This is a genomic window from Thermodesulfitimonas autotrophica (genome assembly GCF_003815015.1).
Taxonomy (GTDB): Bacteria; Bacillota; Desulfotomaculia; order Desulfotomaculales; family Ammonificaceae; genus Thermodesulfitimonas; species Thermodesulfitimonas autotrophica.
The window spans coordinates 416,219-432,345 of the sequence record NZ_RKRE01000003.1 but is presented as its reverse complement, the minus strand read 5'-3'; the positions used below and the strand labels follow the sequence as shown (position 1 = coordinate 432,345).

Sequence of the window (16,127 nt, the reverse complement as noted above, 5' to 3'; positions counted from 1 at the left end):
GCGCCAGTCTCGCCCCGGTTACCGGCCCAGCACTTGCCGCCCTACGGGTAGAGCCCGACGAAATCGAGACCGGTGGTCTCAGGAAGACCAAATAGCAGGTTCATATTTTGCACCGCCTGTCCCGAGGCGCCCTTAACCAGATTATCAATTGCCGCTAACAGCACCGCCCGCCCGGTGCGGGGGTCGGCCACGGCGCCCAAATGCACTATGTTCGAACCCGTCACGCTCTTCGTCCGGGGGAGCACCCCTTCCGGCAGCACCCGGATGAAAGGCTCATCCCGGTAAAACTCGCGGTAGATATCGAGAAGCGCCCCGGTCGTCAGCTCTTTCCTCAGGGTAGCGTAAACCGTCGTTAGGATGCCACGGGTCTGCGGGACCAGGTGCGGGGTAAAGGAGACCCGCACTTCCGTTCCTGCAGCCGCTGTCAGCTCCTGCTCAATTTCCGGGGTGTGCCGGTGAATGCCCACGTTATAAGCCGTAACGTTTTCGTTGACCTCGGCATAGTGGCTCCGAAGGTCGAGCTTTCGCCCGGCCCCCGAAAGGCCAGATTTGGCATCGATAATGATGGTGGCAGGATCGATAACCCCCGCCTTAAGAAGCGGCACCGTTGCGAGAAGCGATGCCGTCGGGTAGCATCCCGGATTGGCGACCAGGGCGGCGCCTCGCACCCTGTCCCGGTAAAGCTCCGGCAGGCCGTAAACCGCCTCCCGCGCTAACTCCGGCGCCTCGTGCTTTACCTTGTACCACGCCTCGTAAACGGCAGCGTCCCGGAAGCGAAAATCAGCCCCTAAATCGATCAGTTTCTTGCCCCGTTCCAAAACCGCCCTGGCGACAGGTACTGCGTGCCCGTGGGGGAGCGCCGTGAAAACCACGTCGCAAGCGGCCGCCATTTTCGCCGCATCGAAAACCTCCAGCACGCGATCGGTGCATCCGGAAAGGTGCGGGAAAACGGCCGATAGTTGCTGGCCGGCGTAACTGCGCGACGTTAAAACGGCAAGCTCCGCCTCCGGATGGCGCAGGAGTATCCGCACCAACTCCGCACCCGTATAACCCGAGGCCCCGACAATACCGACCCTGATCAAATTCCCACCCGCCATCCAAGTTTAATGTTGATAATTATACAGGACGTTGTATAAAAATACAATGGGGCGGGCAAAATATTTTTCCAGTGCGCCGCCCCAGCCCCGTAAACCGGCGTTATTCCGAACTCAGCGCTTCGCCTCCCAGACGGAGCCCACGATATCCACCGGCGCGCCGCAGGCGCCGCATTTCCCATCTTTGAGGAAGACGTTGCGCACCTTGTAGCCCTCCCGGCGGACGACCGCGGCACCGCAACCCGGACAGTAGGTGGTGTCGGCCTCCTCATCCCAGACATTTCCAAGATAAACATACCGCAGCTTCTTCCTGGCCGTCTCGCGGGCGGCATAAAGCACCTCGAGCGGCGTCGGGGGCCGCTCCATTTCGAAATTCGGGAAATACCGGGAGAAGTGAAGCGGGATACGCGGGTCAACGGCGGCAAGCCAGTCCACCAGCGCGCCGATCTCTTCTGCCGCATCATTCAATCCGGTAACGATCAGGTTCGTCACTTCTACGTGACAGTGGTCCTTCGCCACTTCCACCGTCCGGAGAACGGGCTCAAGCCGCCCAGCACAAACGTGCTGGTAATAATCATCCCGGAAGGACTTAACGTCGATATTCATCGCGTCGATGTAGGGGAGCAGCTCGCGTAACGGTTCTTCCGCGATAAACCCGTTGGTAACCAGGACGTTTTTAAGTCCTGCTTCCCGCACCTGCCGGGCGGTATCGCGGACGAATTCGTACCATACCACCGGCTCCGAATAGGTATAAGCAACGCCAACGCAGCGGGGTCCCTGGGCCTGTGCCATCGCCACCACCTGCTCGGGTGTAAGCGGTATAGTCGGCGGCGAACCGTGCGCAATCTCCCAGTTTTGGCAGAAACCGCAGCGGAGATTACAGCCGAAAGTCCCCAAAGAAAGGATGGTGTGGGCCGGGTAAAAGTGGTAGAGCGGCTTTTTCTCCACCGGGTCCGCATTGCACGAGGAGCACTGGCCGTAATTTAAGGCGTAAAGCGTCCCGCCACGGTTTTCCCGCACGCGGCAAAATCCCGTACGCCCCTCCTTAATAAGACATCCTTTCGGGCAGAGCCGGCACAAAACCGCGTTATCTTCCTGCTTTTCGTAAAAAAGCGCCTCGCGCATCCCCAACCTCCTCCGTCGCAAACCTAATGGTACCGGACGACCTCGAACCGCTCAAGCTTCACCGGCTCGTGCGGCCCGATACCCGCCTTCCGCCGGGCGATGGCGACCTGTTCCTCCGGAGTATCAACTCCCTGAATATCCGGCAGCAGAAGACCCCGGCGCCGGCCGGAAGAAACGATTACGCCGTAGCGCTTCGGGTCGAGATCCGCCAGCCCCTCAACCGGTTCTGGCGCGCCGAGGATGTCAACCGAGATGGTAAGATCGTCAACCTCCGCCGTGCTCACCGGGTCAAAGCGGGGATCCCGGGTCGCCGCACTGATGGCGTTCTCGATCACCTCTTCGACAATGTTGCGTTGCGTCGCCTCCACCGTGCCGATGCAGCCGCGCAAAACCCCGTCCTTCTTTAAAGAGACGAAAACCCCGGCCGGCCGGTCAAATTCCGGCGGCACCTCTTTCGCCTGGAGGCGCTCGCCCCTTTCTATGTAAGCCTTTATAGCCTCTCGGGCCACCCGCACCAGAAAGCTCTCCGTCCGCAACCGCTTGGCTGCCGCCGCGTTTAACTCCTCCCAGAAACGCCGCCGGTCGTCGCGCCCGCGCGGTGTGATGCACGCCACCATGTACCCAACGCCGAAAGGTCCCTCGTAAGAAAGCACCTCCGCCGCTACCGCCAAGCCGTCGAAGGCACCGAAGAGCATCACCATGGGCCGGAGCCCGCACTCGCCGGCCCGCTCGACCAGCAACGGATCCAGCCGGATCAGCGCCACCGGATCCCCCGCCGCTATGATTTCCTGCACCCGCCGGTCGAAGACTGCGCCCATCGGGTCGTATCCGTTGGGCGCTTCTGGGAGCAGGCGGTGGGAGAGGTCCCCGCTGGCCACTACGGCCACCCGCCGGCCGAGCCGCACCGCGGCCCGCTGCACGGCAACGCCAAAGCCGTAAAGCTTCCACAGGGGAATAATGGCCATCCCGCAGACGACCACGGGAAGGGCGATGCCGCCTTTTTGCAACCAGTAAAGAGGCGCCGTGATCCCGTGGTCCAGATGGTATCCGTACCCCGCGTCGATCGCCGTCTCGGGAAGCCCAAGCGCCGCCAATTCCTGGCGCAGCGCGTCTGCCAGCGGACCATCCGTCGTCAACGAAAAGCTTACTTCCGGTGCTCCGAAGCGGCTTAAGTTCCCCGCCAGTCTGGACACCGTTACCACACTAATGGCGTCCCAGAGTACCGGCCCGTGGGGCGAAATCACCACCATGGTTTCTGCACCGCTCGCCGCAATTCTGCGGCCAAGCGCCACGAGCGCTTCCTGGGTTCGCCGTACCTTCCGGGCCTCGGTACCCCCGACTTCGGGCACCATAATCGGTGGGTGAGGGACTATCCCGCCGATGCGGATAAACCCGCCAGGTGCTTCCTGCCTATCAGCCGCCGTCATGCCGAACCCTCCCGCAGCCCTAAACCTTAAGGCCCGTCAAAAATGCCAGTATTCCAGGCCTTTAAGGATAAAATACCCCGCCAGCCCGATTAGAAACAGCGCCGCCACCGTCAGCACCGCCCGGTAAAGCGCGGGACCCAGAAACCGACGCCCGCCGCCCACGACACCGGCCACAGCCGCGTACCAGACCAGGTCGGCCAGGATATGCCCGGTGAAGAAAACCGCCACGCCGCCCCAGCCCCACCGCAGAGCAACGTTCACGTACGAAAGGCCGATGGTAGCCCACCAGAGGCTCCAGTAAGGATTCGAAAGGCTCACTCCCGCCCCCAGCCCGATCAGACGTCCCACACCGGCGCTCGCCGCAGAATTACTCCCCTTTGTACCAGCGGTAAGGTCCAGCGAAACCCGCCCCTTAACGACGTCACGCAAGATCGTCGCTCCCATCCAGAGCAAGAAACCGCCGCCCACCAGCGAAATCCCCGCGACCACCCCCTGGCGCGCGATAAAAGGCCCTATCCCCAGAGCTATTGCCGCCACCAGCGCCGCCTCTAAGAGGCCGTGGCCAACCACAAGGAGCGGCCCCGCCTTCGCGCCCTGCCGGGCGCTTTCGGCAACCGTTACCGTCAGGAGCGGTCCGGGCATCATTGCTCCTGTCAGGGCAACTAAAAACGCCGTTAGAAAAAGTTCCGGTAGACCCACGGCCTAAAAGCGGTAACCCGCGGCCCGCCCCGCATATTTTTCGAGCAACTCCCGCGAGCCGGACAGAAACTGGCGAACAACCTCTAACCGCTTACCCCGCACGCCGGCATTGAGCACCGTCATCGCCAAGTGCACCGGAAGCGGCGCCAGCGTCCCGCCGCGAAAAACCCGTTCCGGCACCACAATGCTGGTATCAAGGGCCAGCAGGCGCATCTCGAGGTCCGTAAGTTCGTCGGCAGTAATCTCCCGGCCCCCGTCTCTGTTTCGCCCGCAATAGGGGCGAGACTGGAGCACCGCCTCTGGCAGCCCGATCCCGTATTCCGCCTGTAAGAAGTCCGCCAGGGCGTTAACGTGGCGCACGCGCTCCTGCTCTCTTTTGGCGTAGTCCTCTTCGCTGAGAAGGCCGAAAAGCCGGCAGCCGAACGGGCGAACCGGCGCAATGAGGCAGCCCTCCGCCGCACGGAAAGGACATTTGAGCTCCGGGTCGGCAAGCTCGAGAAAGAAAAATTCCGCCGCCCCCCGGAGGATTGCCTCCTGCTTTTCGGGAAGTTTATCGCGGATGTAGCGGTAGACGTTCAGGTACTCGAGCAAAGAAGCGGCAGGCGGATTCTGGCAACAAAGCTCACAATCCCGGCACTCCCTGTCGGGCATATCAAGGTAAATCCGCTCTAAGTCTCTCAAGAGTCCGTTATTCTCGGCGTAAATCAGGCTTGAATAAAGTTCGTTGACCCCTAACATTACCCCTACCCTTCCTCATCCAGGCTTGTCACCTTAGCAAAAACCTGGTAAAATTATTGTAATAGGATTCGGTTCCGAAATTCATATTCCTCTCCGCGCGGACAAAATAAGTATAACAAAGTCTCTACCCGTTGAATAGTCCAACCCCGTTTCTAAGGGAGTTAACAAATGGCGGCACAGTTTTCGTTTTTCGACATCATTTGGACTATCTTTATCATTTCGGCCTTCCTGCCCATGCTGAAACAGCAGCACTTAGAGATGCAGCGGATGCGTCTCATCCGGGCAATCGAGCAGAAGCGCCGCTCGCGCCTGATCACCATGATCCACCGGCAGGAACTCTTAAGCCTTTTAGGCCTTCCTCTAACCCGCTACATCAACATTGAGGACTCCGAACATATCCTCCGGGCCATCCGTTATACCCCGCCCGACATGCCGATCGACCTTCTGCTCCACACACCGGGCGGCCTTGTGCTTGCCGCCGAGCAGATCGCGCGGGCGCTCGAGAAACACCCGGCGAAGGTGACGGTTTTTATCCCCCACTACGCGATGTCCGGTGGAACGATGATTGCGCTTGCCGCCGACGAGATCGTGATGGACGAAAACGCGGTGCTCGGCCCCGTCGACCCGCAGCTCGGCAACTACCCGGCCGCCTCAATCCTGGAAACCGTCCGGCTGAAAGGAATCGAAAAGGTCGACGATACCACCGTCATCCTGGCAGACATCTCCCGCAAAGCGATCAACCAGGTCGAGGAATTCGTCCACTATCTCCTGCGCGGGAAAATGGGGAGTGAGAAGGCCCGGGCTATTGCCCACTTCCTCACCAGCGGCCGCTTCACCCACGACTACCCGATCACCTCCGAGCAGTTGAAGTTGCTGGGCCTTCCGGTCCGCACCGACCTGCCCAAAGAGATATACTCCCTGATGGAGCTTTACCCGCAGCCGAGCCAGCGCCGCCCTTCGGTGCAGTACATCCCGCTCCCGTATGGCCGCCCCGACCGCGACGGCAAACGCTGACTAAGGTGGCCCGGGCAACGTCAGCGCGCCAGCCTTGGCCGCAAAGTAGCGGACTATCCCGGCGTAGATCGCAAAGGCGACCTTGCTCTGGTAAGCAGGGTCCTGCAGGAGCTTGAATTCCTGCGGGTTAGTGATAAAGCCCACCTCCACCACCACTGCCGGCATCTGCGCCGTCCGGCCGGTGAAGTAATCGACCGCTTTCGGTAACCGCGTCGTGTTCCCCAAAAACTCCCGCAGAGCGCTCTGGATGGCGCAGGCCAGTTCCCGTCCCGCCGCCGCGCCCGGCTGGTAGAAGGTCTGGGCACCGTATTCGTTATCCTCCTCAAAACTGTTGACGTGAATGCTTACAAAAATGTCGGCCCGGTTCGCGTTAGCCATATCCACCCTGCGCTGGAGATCCTCCCGCTTCCTCCCCTTACCAACCGCCGTTTCCGGGTCGGCCAGGTCCCGGTCCTCTTCGCGCGTAAGCATTACCCGCGCGCCTCCCTGCCGGAGAAAACCGGCGAGTCTGAGCGCTACTGCCAACGTCAGGTCCTTCTCTCTGACTCCTTCCCGCACTACCCCCGGATCAGGGCCGCCGTGGCCCGGATCGACCACCACCAGCCGGTCCAACAGTACGGGGGATAGGACAGCGATTTCCTGTTCCCCGGCCCGCAACGTCGCAGAATCGTAAATCCGGACTGCGAGCAAAAGAAAAAGATAGGCCCCAGCGCCTAAAACTAACAATTTTAGTGCGTGGCCGAACTTTTCCCTGCGTCTTTTCAGAAAAAGATCCTCCTATCGGCCGTTCTCGCGAAACCGCCGGCTCCCCTACGAAATAAAGCTACGTTGTTCGCCAAGGGGTTATTACCAAAGCTCTAAAAACAAAATGCCGGAAACGGCCTGGCAGCCTTATTCCGGCATTTGAACTTCGAACCGCGAACCTTGAACGTTGAACGGCAAACGTTTTAACGCTTCGAGAACTGCGGTGCCCGCCGCGCCTTCTTGAGCCCGTACTTGCGGCGCTCTTTCATCCGCGGGTCACGCGTCAGAAAGCCGGCCTTTTTCAGAACCGGACGCAGGTTCGGATCCGCCTCGACCAGCGCCCGGGCGATACCGAGCCGCACCGCACCCGCCTGCCCGCTAATGCCGCCGCCGACCACCCTGGCCTTAACGTCAAAGCGCCCGAGCATCCCGGTGACTTCCAGCGGCTGTTTTACCAGCACCTCTAAGGTTTTCCGCCCAAAGTAAGCATCCAGCGGGCGCTCGTTAACAACCATATTGCCTTCACCGGGCGTGAGAAACACCCGGGCAATCGCGTTTTTCCGCCTTCCCGTGCCGTAAAAATGAACCTTGGCCAAAGCTCTACCCCCCTTTTTTAAAGCTCCATCGCTTCCGGCTTCTGCGCTTGGTGCGGGTGTTCCGGACCGGCATAAACCCGCAGTCTCCTGGCCATGCGCGCGCCAAGTCTGGTCTTCGGCAACATGCCCTCTACCGCCTTGCGCACAGCCAGTTCCGGACGCGTTTTCATGAGCGTGGCGTACTTCATCACCTTCAAGCCGCCCGGATAACCGGAATGCCGGATGTAGAGCTTCTTCTCTAACTTGTTCCCCGTAAGGAGGACCTTATCCGCATTCACGATAATCACGTGATCACCCGTATCGACATGCGGCGTGAAGATCGGCTTATGCTTCCCGCGCAGGATGTGCGCCGCTTTGCTCGCCAGCCGCCCGAGGGATTTCCCCGCAGCGTCGAGTACGTACCAGCGCCGCTCGACCTCTTCGGGCTTTGCCATATAGCTGCGCATTTTACTTAACCTCCTCTGCTGCTCACGATCGTTCGCGAACCAAATTGCGCCGTAAACTCTGCGGTGCTCCGGAAAAGGATGTGAAATCATACAAGGAAAAGTTTAATATACCCCGTTTCCAGATGTCAAGAGTGCGAATTCGACCATTCGCTCGGCAACGGAAACGCGTACCACCTGTACCCGGACAGGGTCGCCTAGCCGAAAACGGCGACCGGTGTTCTGGCCCGTAAGGGTGTAGCGGCGTTCGTCGTAAACGTAAAAATCATCGGTGAGCGTCCGAACGTGGACCAGACCTTCGACGGTATTCTCAAGCTCCACGTAGAAACCCCAGGCGGTCACCCCGCTGATGAAACCGGCGTAAACGTTCCCGATTTTATCCTCCATGAAGGCCACCTTTTTAAGCTCGGTCGCCTCGCGCTCCGCCTCCATCGCCACCCGCTCGCGTTCGGAGGATAGCGCCGCCGCCAAGGCCGCCTTCGCCCGTAGTGCCGCCGCCCGCTCGTCGGGCAGGGTCCCACTCGCAAGCGCTTCCCGCAGCACCCGGTGGATGAAAAGGTCGGGATACCGCCGGATGGGCGAAGTAAAGTGGGTGTAGTACTCCGAGGCCAGCCCGAAGTGCTCCGTCCGCTCCGGAGCGTAACGCGCCTGCTTCATAGAGCGGAGCATGACGCCGTTTACCAGCCGTTCTTCCGGCTTCCCGGCAACCGCCTCGAGCACCGCCTGAAAACTCGCCGGTTCGAGGCGGCTAAGTCCCTGCGCGCTGTAACCGAGACCGGATAGAAGCTCCTCCAGCGCCGCAACCTTTTCCGGGTCCGGCTTCGGGTGAATCCGGTAGATAAAAGGCAGGCCAAGCCGGGCCGCATGGCGCGCCACCGTTTCGTTTGCCAAGAGCATGAACTCCTCAATGATCTGTTCGGCAATGCTCCGCTGCACCCGGTGAACCGCCACCGGGCGCCCCGCCGCGTCAAGCTCCACCTTCGTCTCCGGAAGGTTGAAGTCGATTGCCCCCGCCGCGAGGCGGCGGCGGCGCAAGACAAGGCAGAGATCGCGCATCCTTTCGAGCATCGGCACCACATGGGCATACAGCGCCCGCAGTTCCGGTTCTCCCTCCAGGATGGCGCGCACCGCCGTATAGGTCATCCGCTCCCGCGACCTAATAACCGACGGAAAGATGTCGTAGGCCAGCACGCGCCCCGCAGGATCAAGCGTCATTTCGACCGAGAATGTCAACCGGTCCGCGCCGGGATTTAGACTGCAGATATCGTTGGAAAGCCGGGGCGGGAGCATCGGCACCACCCGCCCCGGGAGGTAAACGCTCGTCCCCCGTTTCAGCGCTTCCCGGTCGAGGGCGCTGCCTTCCCGCACGTAGAACCCCACATCCGCAATATGGACCCCCAGCCGGTAAAAGCCATCAGGCAGAAGAGTGAGGCTCACCGCGTCGTCAAAATCTTTGGCGTCCTCCCCGTCAATGGTAATGATAAGCTCCTCCCGCAGGTCGCGGCGGGCGTTAAGTTCCGTGGCGGGAATGGTTTCCGGTACCGCCTCGGCTTCCCGGAGCACCCTGGCGGGAAAATCGTCCGGCAGGTCGTAGCGCCGGCAAAGAACCATGATATCCATGCCCGGCGCGTCCGCCGGACCCAAAACCTCGACCACCCGCCCCTCAGCCGGCGTCCGCGGCGCCGGATAGGCGGTGAGCTCGAGCACTACCTTGTCGCCGCTCTTTGCCCCCGCCAGCCGCCCCCGCGGCACGATGATGTCCGCTCCGAGGCGCTGGTCGTCCGGCACCACCACTGCAAAGCGCCGTTTCTTATGAAGCGTCCCCACCACGCGCTGGTTGGCGCGCTTTAGGACCCGGACAACCTCTCCCTCCCGCGTCTTTCCCCTGCCGCCGGGCACCAGCCGCACCGCCACCCGGTCGTTGTGCATTGCCCCGTTAAGGCTCCCCGGGGGGATAAAAACGTCCGCCGTCCCTTCCCGGTCGGGGATAAGGAAGGCAAAGCCCTTCGGGTGCCCCTCAATCCGCCCGACCAGCAAGTTAAACTGCTCCGGTAGGCCGTAGCGCGCGGCCCGCGTCTGGTAGATAAGCCCCTCCGCTTCCATCTCCCGGAGGAGCTTCTTAAAAGCGGTGAGATTCTTCCCGTCAGGGAGGAAAACCCGCGCCAACTCCGCCACCGTAAGCGGGCGGTAGGCCTTCCGGCGCATGTATTCGAGAATTTCGTCCCTCGTCATTACTTAACTTTCACCGTTTCTTTCTGTGTCGCCACGTCAGGGGTAGTAGCGCAGATAAACTTTCCGGTAGCCGTCGCCGCCACCGCCCCGTCAAGGAAAAGAACCGTCGCTCCTAAAATAGCCATCTTCCTCCGGACCTCTACCAGTTCCGCCCGCACCTCGAGCACCGCACCTACAGGAACCCCTTTCTTGAAGCGTACCGCGAGCTCGCCGGTATAGGCCTCAACCCCACGGCGCCAAAGCCACTGCGCCATCGCCTCATCGCAAAGCGTAGCTATAAGCCCCCCGTGCAGGTGCCCGGGCCAACCCTGATGCTCCGGCCGCACCACAAAGACGGCGCGCACCACCCCGTCTTCCTCTTCGAAGGAAAGCTTAAGCCCGATCGGATTTCGCGGGCTACAAGCAAAACACATGTTCTCTTCCGGATTCAGCGCCACGGCGTAGTCCTCCGTTACCATCCCCGCCCAATAGTCTTATTTTAACCTAAAAATAACGCCTCTGGCAAATAAAAAGCGGGGCTTTGCGCCACCGCCGATAAAAGACCTGCTTCTCAGGTGAAGTTTTGGTCCTGCCACTTCCGGAAACATAGCCGTTGCCGCAACCGTTTTACTGCACTTCTACCGTTACCTGCCACTCTGCCCTCCGGATAGCCGGCGCATCATTTCCGCCGCCAGAGCGCCGAAGCTGCTTTCCTCCCCGTGAATGCGGCCAAGTTCGAGAAGACCTTTTATCCCGTACTGGGTGATCAGCCCCGAGAGGTTCCGGTTGAACTCTAACTCCTTGTCGGGGAGAAACATCCGCTGAAAGAGCGTCGCGTGAAAGACCCGAACCGATAGGAGGCACTTCGGCCGCCAGCCGCTTTTAGTGCCCATGTAGTACCGGTAGCCGAGCAATAGCGCGTCATCCTCAAACCCCTGCTTTCCTTTCAGGAAGCGCAGGTCGTACCCGCCGACTTCCCTCAGCGCCACCGACCGGTGCACCACGGGGTGAACGAAACCAGCCACCACCCGCTCCTCCGTCAGCGTGGCCAGCAGCCGGCAAAGCGCCGCCAGGTCGTACAGGGGTACGACCGGTACCACCTTTTTCCCTTTACCTTCGGGGTGGAGTTCTCCTTCCCGCGTGAGGATGCCGGGACAGACCATCGGTTCCCCGGTGCGTTTCAGAAAAGCGAGCAGCGGGGAAACCCACCCCATAGGGAAGGCCATATCCACGTGAAGCTCCGAAATAAAGGCGACTTCCGGAAAATTGGCCCAAACATGTTCAAAACAGGCCGTCCGGCCCGCCGCAATCCCCACGTTCTCCCCCCGGCCCAGGATTTCCGCACGAAGGTTGTACCGGTTGGCGAACGAGCGCAGCGCCTCGTTCGTGAGCAAGCCCTGGTTGTAGAAGACCACCAGCGCCCCGGGCGCGCTGCGAGCCAGGCTTCCGAGGCAGAGGTCCGCCATCGCCAGGTCGTCCTTATCCCGCACCAAAAAGAGGAGCGTGTGGGCAATTTCTGTCACCTTTCCACCGACCTACCCTTCGGAAGACATTACCGAAACCAGCAGGTACCCCGGGAAAAGGCCCCTTTCCTCCACCGGAAGCTGCCCTAAAAACGCCTCCGCCGCCGCCCTCACCACCCGGCCGTTGGGAACATAATCCAAGAAGGCAAGCCCCGCCAGAAGACCGATGGTGTACTCTTTTTTCAGGGTTAGCCCCGCCTCCTGGCACACCGGCGCCAAGCTGACCACCGGGTTTTCCGCCCCGTACGGCCACATACCGGTACATTCTGCCGCCCACTTGCCTACCCGGTAGGGCAGGCACCGCGCGTTCGGGTTGAAGCTCACCACCAGCCCTCCCGGCCGCGTAACCCGCTTCATCTCCTTAAGCGCCTGGACCTGCCCGCGGTAATCAAGGTGTTCCAAAACCCCCGCATTCCACGCAAAATCAACATAATGGTCCGGAAGCGGTAGCTCCGTGATGTCAGCAAGCAGGTACTCCGCCTCAAGGTTCCGGCACTGGAAGTTCTTGCGGGCGAGAAACAAAGCCTCTACTGAAAAATCGACCAGCACTACCGCCGCTCCCGCAGCGGCCAAGCGCAGGGAAATCCGGCCAGAACCGGCTCCCGCCTCCAGCACCCTTTTGCCGGTAACACCGCCCCACTCCCTCATCAGAGTGTCGTAGATCTCCTGGGAGAGCGGGTCCCATTCCAGATGCTCCCCCCGCGCCCACAGCGCGTCCCAGAGTTCCTTATCGCTCACGCATCCCGCCTCCTCCCGCCGCTACTCCCGCCAGCGAACAAGCCGGGGGAAAGCATCCAGGATCGTCTCGTACTGTTCCTTTATCCCCCACACCCCCTCAGGATCAAGCTGCCGGTAGCGCAGGTACTTGGATAGACGGTCCGCAGGCCTCATCCAGCCGAGGTGCTTCACCCGCAGCGCGCTCTGGATCCCAGGCAAGAGCGTCACGTTCGCGGGAAAACGGCCGCAATGAAGCGGATTCTGCGACCAGGTATACGGGAAAAAGGGCTGGTAGCGCACCAGAAGAACGAAGTAGCGAAAGTGCGCCGACCAGAGCGGCTCCTCCCGGTAGTCCTCCGGCGTCCAGAAGTCATAGAGGCGGAAGGCGTAATAATCGAAATCCGCCTGGTTGACCATCCGCCTGAGCACCGGTGCCGCCTCCGCCTCAAAAAGTTCATCGGCGTCGAGGCACAAGATCCAGTCGGGCCCGGTTTTTACCGTCTCTTCCCACAACATCCGTCTGAGGGCCGCTTCGTTGCGCGCAAAGAGGGACCCCTCGCTGCGAATTAACTTGAGTGGCAGACCTTGCAGCACCTCGCGCACCACTTCCGGCGTCGTGTCGGTACTGCCATCATCGATCACCACAGCGTCATCCACAATCTCCCGCGCCTGCTCCAGTACCAGCCGGAGGAAGCGGTCGGCCTCGTTGCGCACCACCATCGCTAAAGTGATCCGGTTGCCCGTGGCCTTCGCCACCCTTTGTCCCCAGGGGAAACACCGGGGCGCTTCTCGCCGCGGTGCCGGCTTAAAGTCCAAATCGGTGACCCGCCATTCGCCGCCCTTCTTCGCCAGTTTCACCGTTGCAGCCTGCTCCGTAATGAAATTACGCTCCCCGAGAATCCCGAAGCTTTTCACCTTCGCCCGAACGGTCGCCGTGGTACCGTCCGCTGCGCCGAGGCTCATCTCCGGGACTTCCGTGAAGGCCACGTACTTCCCGCGGCGCACCTCTTCAAGAAGCCCTGCCCGCTCCTCGCGAACCAACTCCTGCAGCGCCCCGTCGAAACAGCCGAGCCCAACTTCCGGGTCCGCTGCGTAGCAACCGGTACTTCCCCGGAAAATGAGTGCCCGCCGCGCACAGTCGAGTACCCGGTGCCATTCGCCGAACCGGTCGTCACCGGTAACGATCCCGTTTTGGTGCATGTAATCTAGGGCTTCCGGCAGGTCGGTTTCCCGGTAAAAATGGAAGGCGGGGCAGCAGGTATCAACAAAAAGTTCGTAACCGTGGGCTACGGCGCGCAGACAGAAGTGGCGGTCCTCCCCCAAAAAGAAAGGTTGTAGAGGGGCGAAAAATCGATACCCTTTTCGAGGACGCCGCGCGCGATGAGCGTGCAGGCCCCGAGCCCCCCGACCCTGTAAAGCCCCGGCTCCGCCAGGCGCTCCAGCCACCGCTGCTGGCGCAGCAGCGCCTCCTCCGGCGCCACCCGCTCGCCGGGAAGGACCTCGTAAAGGGTGTAGTGATCGCAGCCCCACACCTGCGGGAGTTTCCCACAGCCGGGCTGCCACTCCGTCCAGAAGATCTCCGCCACAATCTCTTTACCCGTAGCGCAAAGCTGGAGGAGCGTCGCGGGATGAAGCACCAGATCGGAATCCACCAGGAAGAGGCGGTCGTAGCCCTGCTCCAGCGCGGCGGCGATGAGCCGGTTTTTATGCGCAGCCACACGCCAGACAAGCTCCCGTGACCAGCGGTGGGTCACCCCGTCGCAAACGTATTCCCCCGCCGGTTCCACCCTTTCTACAAAGACCCGCGGGTTTTCTGTAGCAAACGTCGCGAGGAGTTGCGAGGCGCTTTGCTCCTCGTTATCGTCGATGAAGAAATAGTCGACCTCCAGCCCCTCCCGCCGCAGCGCGCGGAGGCTCTGCAAAAAGCACGCCAAAATCAGGGGCTTTTGCCGTACCGGTGCGCCGATCAGAATCCATTCCGCCACGGCCCGCACCTCCCCCCACCATATAATACGCCCATCCCGACCGGCGCGTTAAATTTTATCGCGCAACCGACGCCGTCAGCGGGCGACAAAAAACCCGCGCCTACCACGCGGGCTCCTCTTATAGCCGGCACCACCTTACAAACGGATACAACCTTATACTGAAGCCGCCTTAACCGCCCGTTTTATCCGTCGCACCGGGATACTCGCCACCAGAGCCACCATGTTCTCTGACGTGTCGAGCGTAACCTCTAACCCTTTCTCGTCGATTTCCATGTAGCGCGAGATCACCTGGACAAGCTCATCTTTGAGCAGCTTCAGGAGTTCCGGAGAGACATTTGCCCGGTCGTGCACTAAAACCAGGCGCAATCGCTCTTTAGCAATCTCTTTGCTCGCCGGCGACTGCCGGAAAAGGCGCATCAAGAAATCCAGCAAAACCCTTCCTCCTCTCTACCCGCTACCCCAGCCCGATGATCTTCCGCAGCCGGGCAAAAAGGTTCCCGTTACGCTCCAGGTCCATGAGGGGCACTTCCTCCCCTAAAATCCGCCGGGCGACGTTACGGAAGGCTTCCCCGGAGCGCGAGCGCTGGTCTTGCACCACCGGCTCCCCTTTGTTGGTGGTGACGATGATCTGTTCGTCCTCCGGGATTACCCCTAACAGGTCCACCGCCAGAATATCGAGAATATCGTCGATATTCATCATCTCTCCCTGTTTCACCATCCGCGGGCGTAACCGGTTGATGATGAGCTTCGGCTCCCGCAGGTCCGCCGCTTCAAGCAGCCCGATTACCCGGTCGGCATCGCGGACAGCGGAAACCTCCGGGGTCGTCACCACAATCGCCTTCTCCGCACCGGCGATCGCGTTTTTAAACCCCTGCTCGATGCCGGCCGGACAGTCGATAATCACGTAATCAAACTCCTCTTTGAGCTGGTGGCAGATTTCTTTCATTTGCTCGGGCTTGACCGCCGTTTTATCTTTGGTCTGGGCGGCCGGCAAAAGGTAGAGGCCGTCGAAGCGTTTATCCTTGATGAGTGCCTGCTTCAGACGGCAGTGGCCGTGAGCCACATCGACCAGGTCGTAAACGATCCGGTTCTCCAGACCCAGGACGACATCCAGGTTTCGCAGGCCGATATCGGCGTCAACGAGGGCCACCTTATAGCCCCGCATGGCCAGGCCCGCACCGATGTTCGCCGTAGCCGTGGTCTTGCCCACGCCTCCCTTGCCGGAAGTTATGACAATGACTTCACCCATTCTTTGTCCTCCCCACCATTAAATTTCCCCGGTAAAACATCCTCCTGGCCCTCTCCGGAAGCCCCGCGCCACTCTTCCCTTTCCGGCTGCCCGCCCTTCGGTGACAGCGCAAACCGCGGAGCGTTTCCAGCGCGTTCCCCTCCCGGAACGTAGGCCTCAATGGTCACAACCCCGTTCTTTATCCGCGCCACCTCCGGTTGCTTCGCCGGTATCATCCCCTCCGGTGGCCGCGAGATGTGGTTGGCAATCCGCAGTTGTGTCGGCTCGAGCCGGAAGGCAACCACCATCGCGCCCTCGTCGCCGCCAGCACCGGCATGGACCATCCCGCGTAGCGCACCAACCACAATTACGTCCCCTGTGGCTGTCACCTGAGCCCCGGGGTTAACGTCGCCGATAATAACCACATTTCCGGGATAAAAGACGCTTTGCCCCGAACGCAGGGTCCGCGAAATCAGGATCGTTTGCTTTTCCTGCTGGCCCACCGTCCAGGAACCGGCCCCGGATTCCAACGCCATACCTGATCCCTCCCCCTTTCCTACTCCCTATTCGCCGCCTTTAAACC

18 protein-coding genes are annotated in these 16,127 nt (G+C 61.0%); 1 reads left to right on the top strand and 17 read right to left on the bottom strand.

Annotated features, from left to right (window positions below):
- Positions 1-41 precede the first annotated feature (41 nt).
- The 5 genes from argC to EDD75_RS09655 form a co-directional block, all read right to left on the bottom strand.
- Complete coding sequence (gene argC / locus EDD75_RS09675) at positions 42-1,082, bottom strand: N-acetyl-gamma-glutamyl-phosphate reductase (RefSeq protein ID WP_123931523.1); 1,041 nt, start codon at positions 1,080-1,082, stop codon at positions 42-44.
- Between the two features lie 126 nt (positions 1,083-1,208).
- A complete protein-coding gene (amrS, locus tag EDD75_RS09670) occupies positions 1,209-2,219 on the bottom strand; it encodes an AmmeMemoRadiSam system radical SAM enzyme (protein WP_123931521.1) in 1,011 nt (336 codons plus the stop codon).
- Between the two features lie 23 nt (positions 2,220-2,242).
- Positions 2,243-3,646 (bottom strand): AmmeMemoRadiSam system protein A, encoded by a 1,404-nt coding sequence (gene amrA, locus EDD75_RS09665; RefSeq protein WP_123931519.1) that lies wholly within the window; start codon positions 3,644-3,646, stop codon positions 2,243-2,245.
- 36 nt (positions 3,647-3,682) lie between these two features.
- Positions 3,683-4,291, bottom strand: coding sequence for a LysE family transporter (locus EDD75_RS09660; RefSeq protein WP_245963146.1), 609 nt, complete (start codon positions 4,289-4,291; stop codon positions 3,683-3,685).
- Between the two features lie 57 nt (positions 4,292-4,348).
- Positions 4,349-5,083, bottom strand: coding sequence for a YkgJ family cysteine cluster protein (locus EDD75_RS09655; RefSeq protein WP_123931514.1), 735 nt, complete (start codon positions 5,081-5,083; stop codon positions 4,349-4,351).
- 168 nt (positions 5,084-5,251) lie between these two features.
- On the opposite strand from EDD75_RS09655, the gene EDD75_RS09650 reads away from it, so the two are divergent.
- Positions 5,252-6,097, top strand: coding sequence for an SDH family Clp fold serine proteinase (locus EDD75_RS09650; protein ID WP_123931512.1), 846 nt, complete (start codon positions 5,252-5,254; stop codon positions 6,095-6,097).
- Here EDD75_RS09650 and EDD75_RS09645 read toward each other — a convergent pair whose 3' ends face one another.
- The 12 genes from EDD75_RS09645 to EDD75_RS09590 all read right to left on the bottom strand — a co-directional run bounded on the left by EDD75_RS09645 (position 6,098) and on the right by EDD75_RS09590 (position 16,080).
- On the bottom strand, positions 6,098-6,787 hold the full coding sequence (locus EDD75_RS09645) for an N-acetylmuramoyl-L-alanine amidase (protein WP_245963145.1): 690 nt from the start codon (positions 6,785-6,787) through the stop codon (positions 6,098-6,100). It abuts the gene before it with no gap.
- A 257-nt stretch (positions 6,788-7,044) separates the two neighbouring features.
- The gene (gene rpsI / locus EDD75_RS09640) at positions 7,045-7,437 is read right to left on the bottom strand and encodes a 30S ribosomal protein S9 (RefSeq protein WP_123931508.1); all 393 of its coding nucleotides are present in this window, start codon (positions 7,435-7,437) and stop codon (positions 7,045-7,047) included.
- 17 nt (positions 7,438-7,454) lie between these two features.
- Positions 7,455-7,883 carry a 50S ribosomal protein L13 gene (gene rplM / locus EDD75_RS09635; RefSeq protein ID WP_123931506.1) on the bottom strand — a complete coding sequence of 143 codons (429 nt, stop codon included), beginning with the start codon at positions 7,881-7,883 and terminating at the stop codon, positions 7,455-7,457.
- Positions 7,884-7,985: 102 nt separating this feature from the next.
- Positions 7,986-10,112: a ribonuclease R gene (rnr, locus tag EDD75_RS09630; RefSeq protein WP_123931504.1), complete on the bottom strand. Its 2,127-nt coding sequence runs from the start codon at positions 10,110-10,112 to the stop codon at positions 7,986-7,988.
- Positions 10,112-10,570, bottom strand: a complete 459-nt coding sequence (locus EDD75_RS09625) for a PaaI family thioesterase (RefSeq protein WP_123931502.1) — start codon at positions 10,568-10,570, stop codon at positions 10,112-10,114. The genes rnr and EDD75_RS09625 overlap by 1 nt, the downstream gene beginning before the upstream one ends.
- A 165-nt stretch (positions 10,571-10,735) precedes the next feature.
- Positions 10,736-11,614 (bottom strand): glycosyltransferase, encoded by an 879-nt coding sequence (locus EDD75_RS09620; protein WP_211328170.1) that lies wholly within the window; start codon positions 11,612-11,614, stop codon positions 10,736-10,738.
- Positions 11,615-11,626: 12 nt separating this feature from the next.
- Positions 11,627-12,352 (bottom strand): class I SAM-dependent methyltransferase, encoded by a 726-nt coding sequence (locus EDD75_RS09615; protein WP_123931500.1) that lies wholly within the window; start codon positions 12,350-12,352, stop codon positions 11,627-11,629.
- A 21-nt stretch (positions 12,353-12,373) separates the two neighbouring features.
- Positions 12,374-13,531 carry a glycosyltransferase family 2 protein gene (locus EDD75_RS09610; RefSeq protein WP_123931498.1) on the bottom strand — a complete coding sequence of 386 codons (1,158 nt, stop codon included), beginning with the start codon at positions 13,529-13,531 and terminating at the stop codon, positions 12,374-12,376.
- 86 nt (positions 13,532-13,617) lie between these two features.
- Complete coding sequence (locus EDD75_RS09605) at positions 13,618-14,316, bottom strand: hypothetical protein (RefSeq protein ID WP_123931496.1); 699 nt, start codon at positions 14,314-14,316, stop codon at positions 13,618-13,620.
- A gap of 153 nt (positions 14,317-14,469) precedes the next feature.
- Positions 14,470-14,748: a cell division topological specificity factor MinE gene (gene minE, locus EDD75_RS09600; protein ID WP_123931494.1), complete on the bottom strand. Its 279-nt coding sequence runs from the start codon at positions 14,746-14,748 to the stop codon at positions 14,470-14,472.
- A gap of 22 nt (positions 14,749-14,770) precedes the next feature.
- Complete coding sequence (gene minD / locus EDD75_RS09595; protein ID WP_123931492.1) at positions 14,771-15,565, bottom strand: septum site-determining protein MinD; 795 nt, start codon at positions 15,563-15,565, stop codon at positions 14,771-14,773.
- Entirely contained in the window at positions 15,544-16,080 is a 537-nt protein-coding gene (locus tag EDD75_RS09590; protein WP_123931490.1) for a septum site-determining protein MinC, read from the bottom strand. Before EDD75_RS09590 ends, minD begins: the two co-directional genes overlap by 22 nt.
- Positions 16,081-16,127: the final 47 nt, after the last annotated feature.

Coding starts and splice junctions, on each gene's coding strand:
- amrA (WP_123931519.1), bottom strand. CDS start 3,646: ATGACGGCGGCTGATAGGCAGGAAGCACCTGGCGGGTTTATCCGCATC.
- amrS (WP_123931521.1), bottom strand. CDS start 2,219: ATGCGCGAGGCGCTTTTTTACGAAAAGCAGGAAGATAACGCGGTTTTG.
- EDD75_RS09590 (WP_123931490.1), bottom strand. CDS start 16,080: ATGGCGTTGGAATCCGGGGCCGGTTCCTGGACGGTGGGCCAGCAGGAA.
- EDD75_RS09660 (WP_245963146.1), bottom strand. CDS start 4,291: ATGATGCCCGGACCGCTCCTGACGGTAACGGTTGCCGAAAGCGCCCGG.
- minD (WP_123931492.1), bottom strand. CDS start 15,565: ATGGGTGAAGTCATTGTCATAACTTCCGGCAAGGGAGGCGTGGGCAAG.
- rplM (WP_123931506.1), bottom strand. CDS start 7,883: ATGCGCAGCTATATGGCAAAGCCCGAAGAGGTCGAGCGGCGCTGGTAC.
- rnr (WP_123931504.1), bottom strand. CDS start 10,112: ATGACGAGGGACGAAATTCTCGAATACATGCGCCGGAAGGCCTACCGC.
- EDD75_RS09625 (WP_123931502.1), bottom strand. CDS start 10,570: ATGGTAACGGAGGACTACGCCGTGGCGCTGAATCCGGAAGAGAACATG.
- EDD75_RS09655 (WP_123931514.1), bottom strand. CDS start 5,083: ATGTTAGGGGTCAACGAACTTTATTCAAGCCTGATTTACGCCGAGAAT.
- EDD75_RS09610 (WP_123931498.1), bottom strand. CDS start 13,531: ATGCACCAAAACGGGATCGTTACCGGTGACGACCGGTTCGGCGAATGG.
- EDD75_RS09650 (WP_123931512.1), top strand. CDS start 5,252: ATGGCGGCACAGTTTTCGTTTTTCGACATCATTTGGACTATCTTTATC.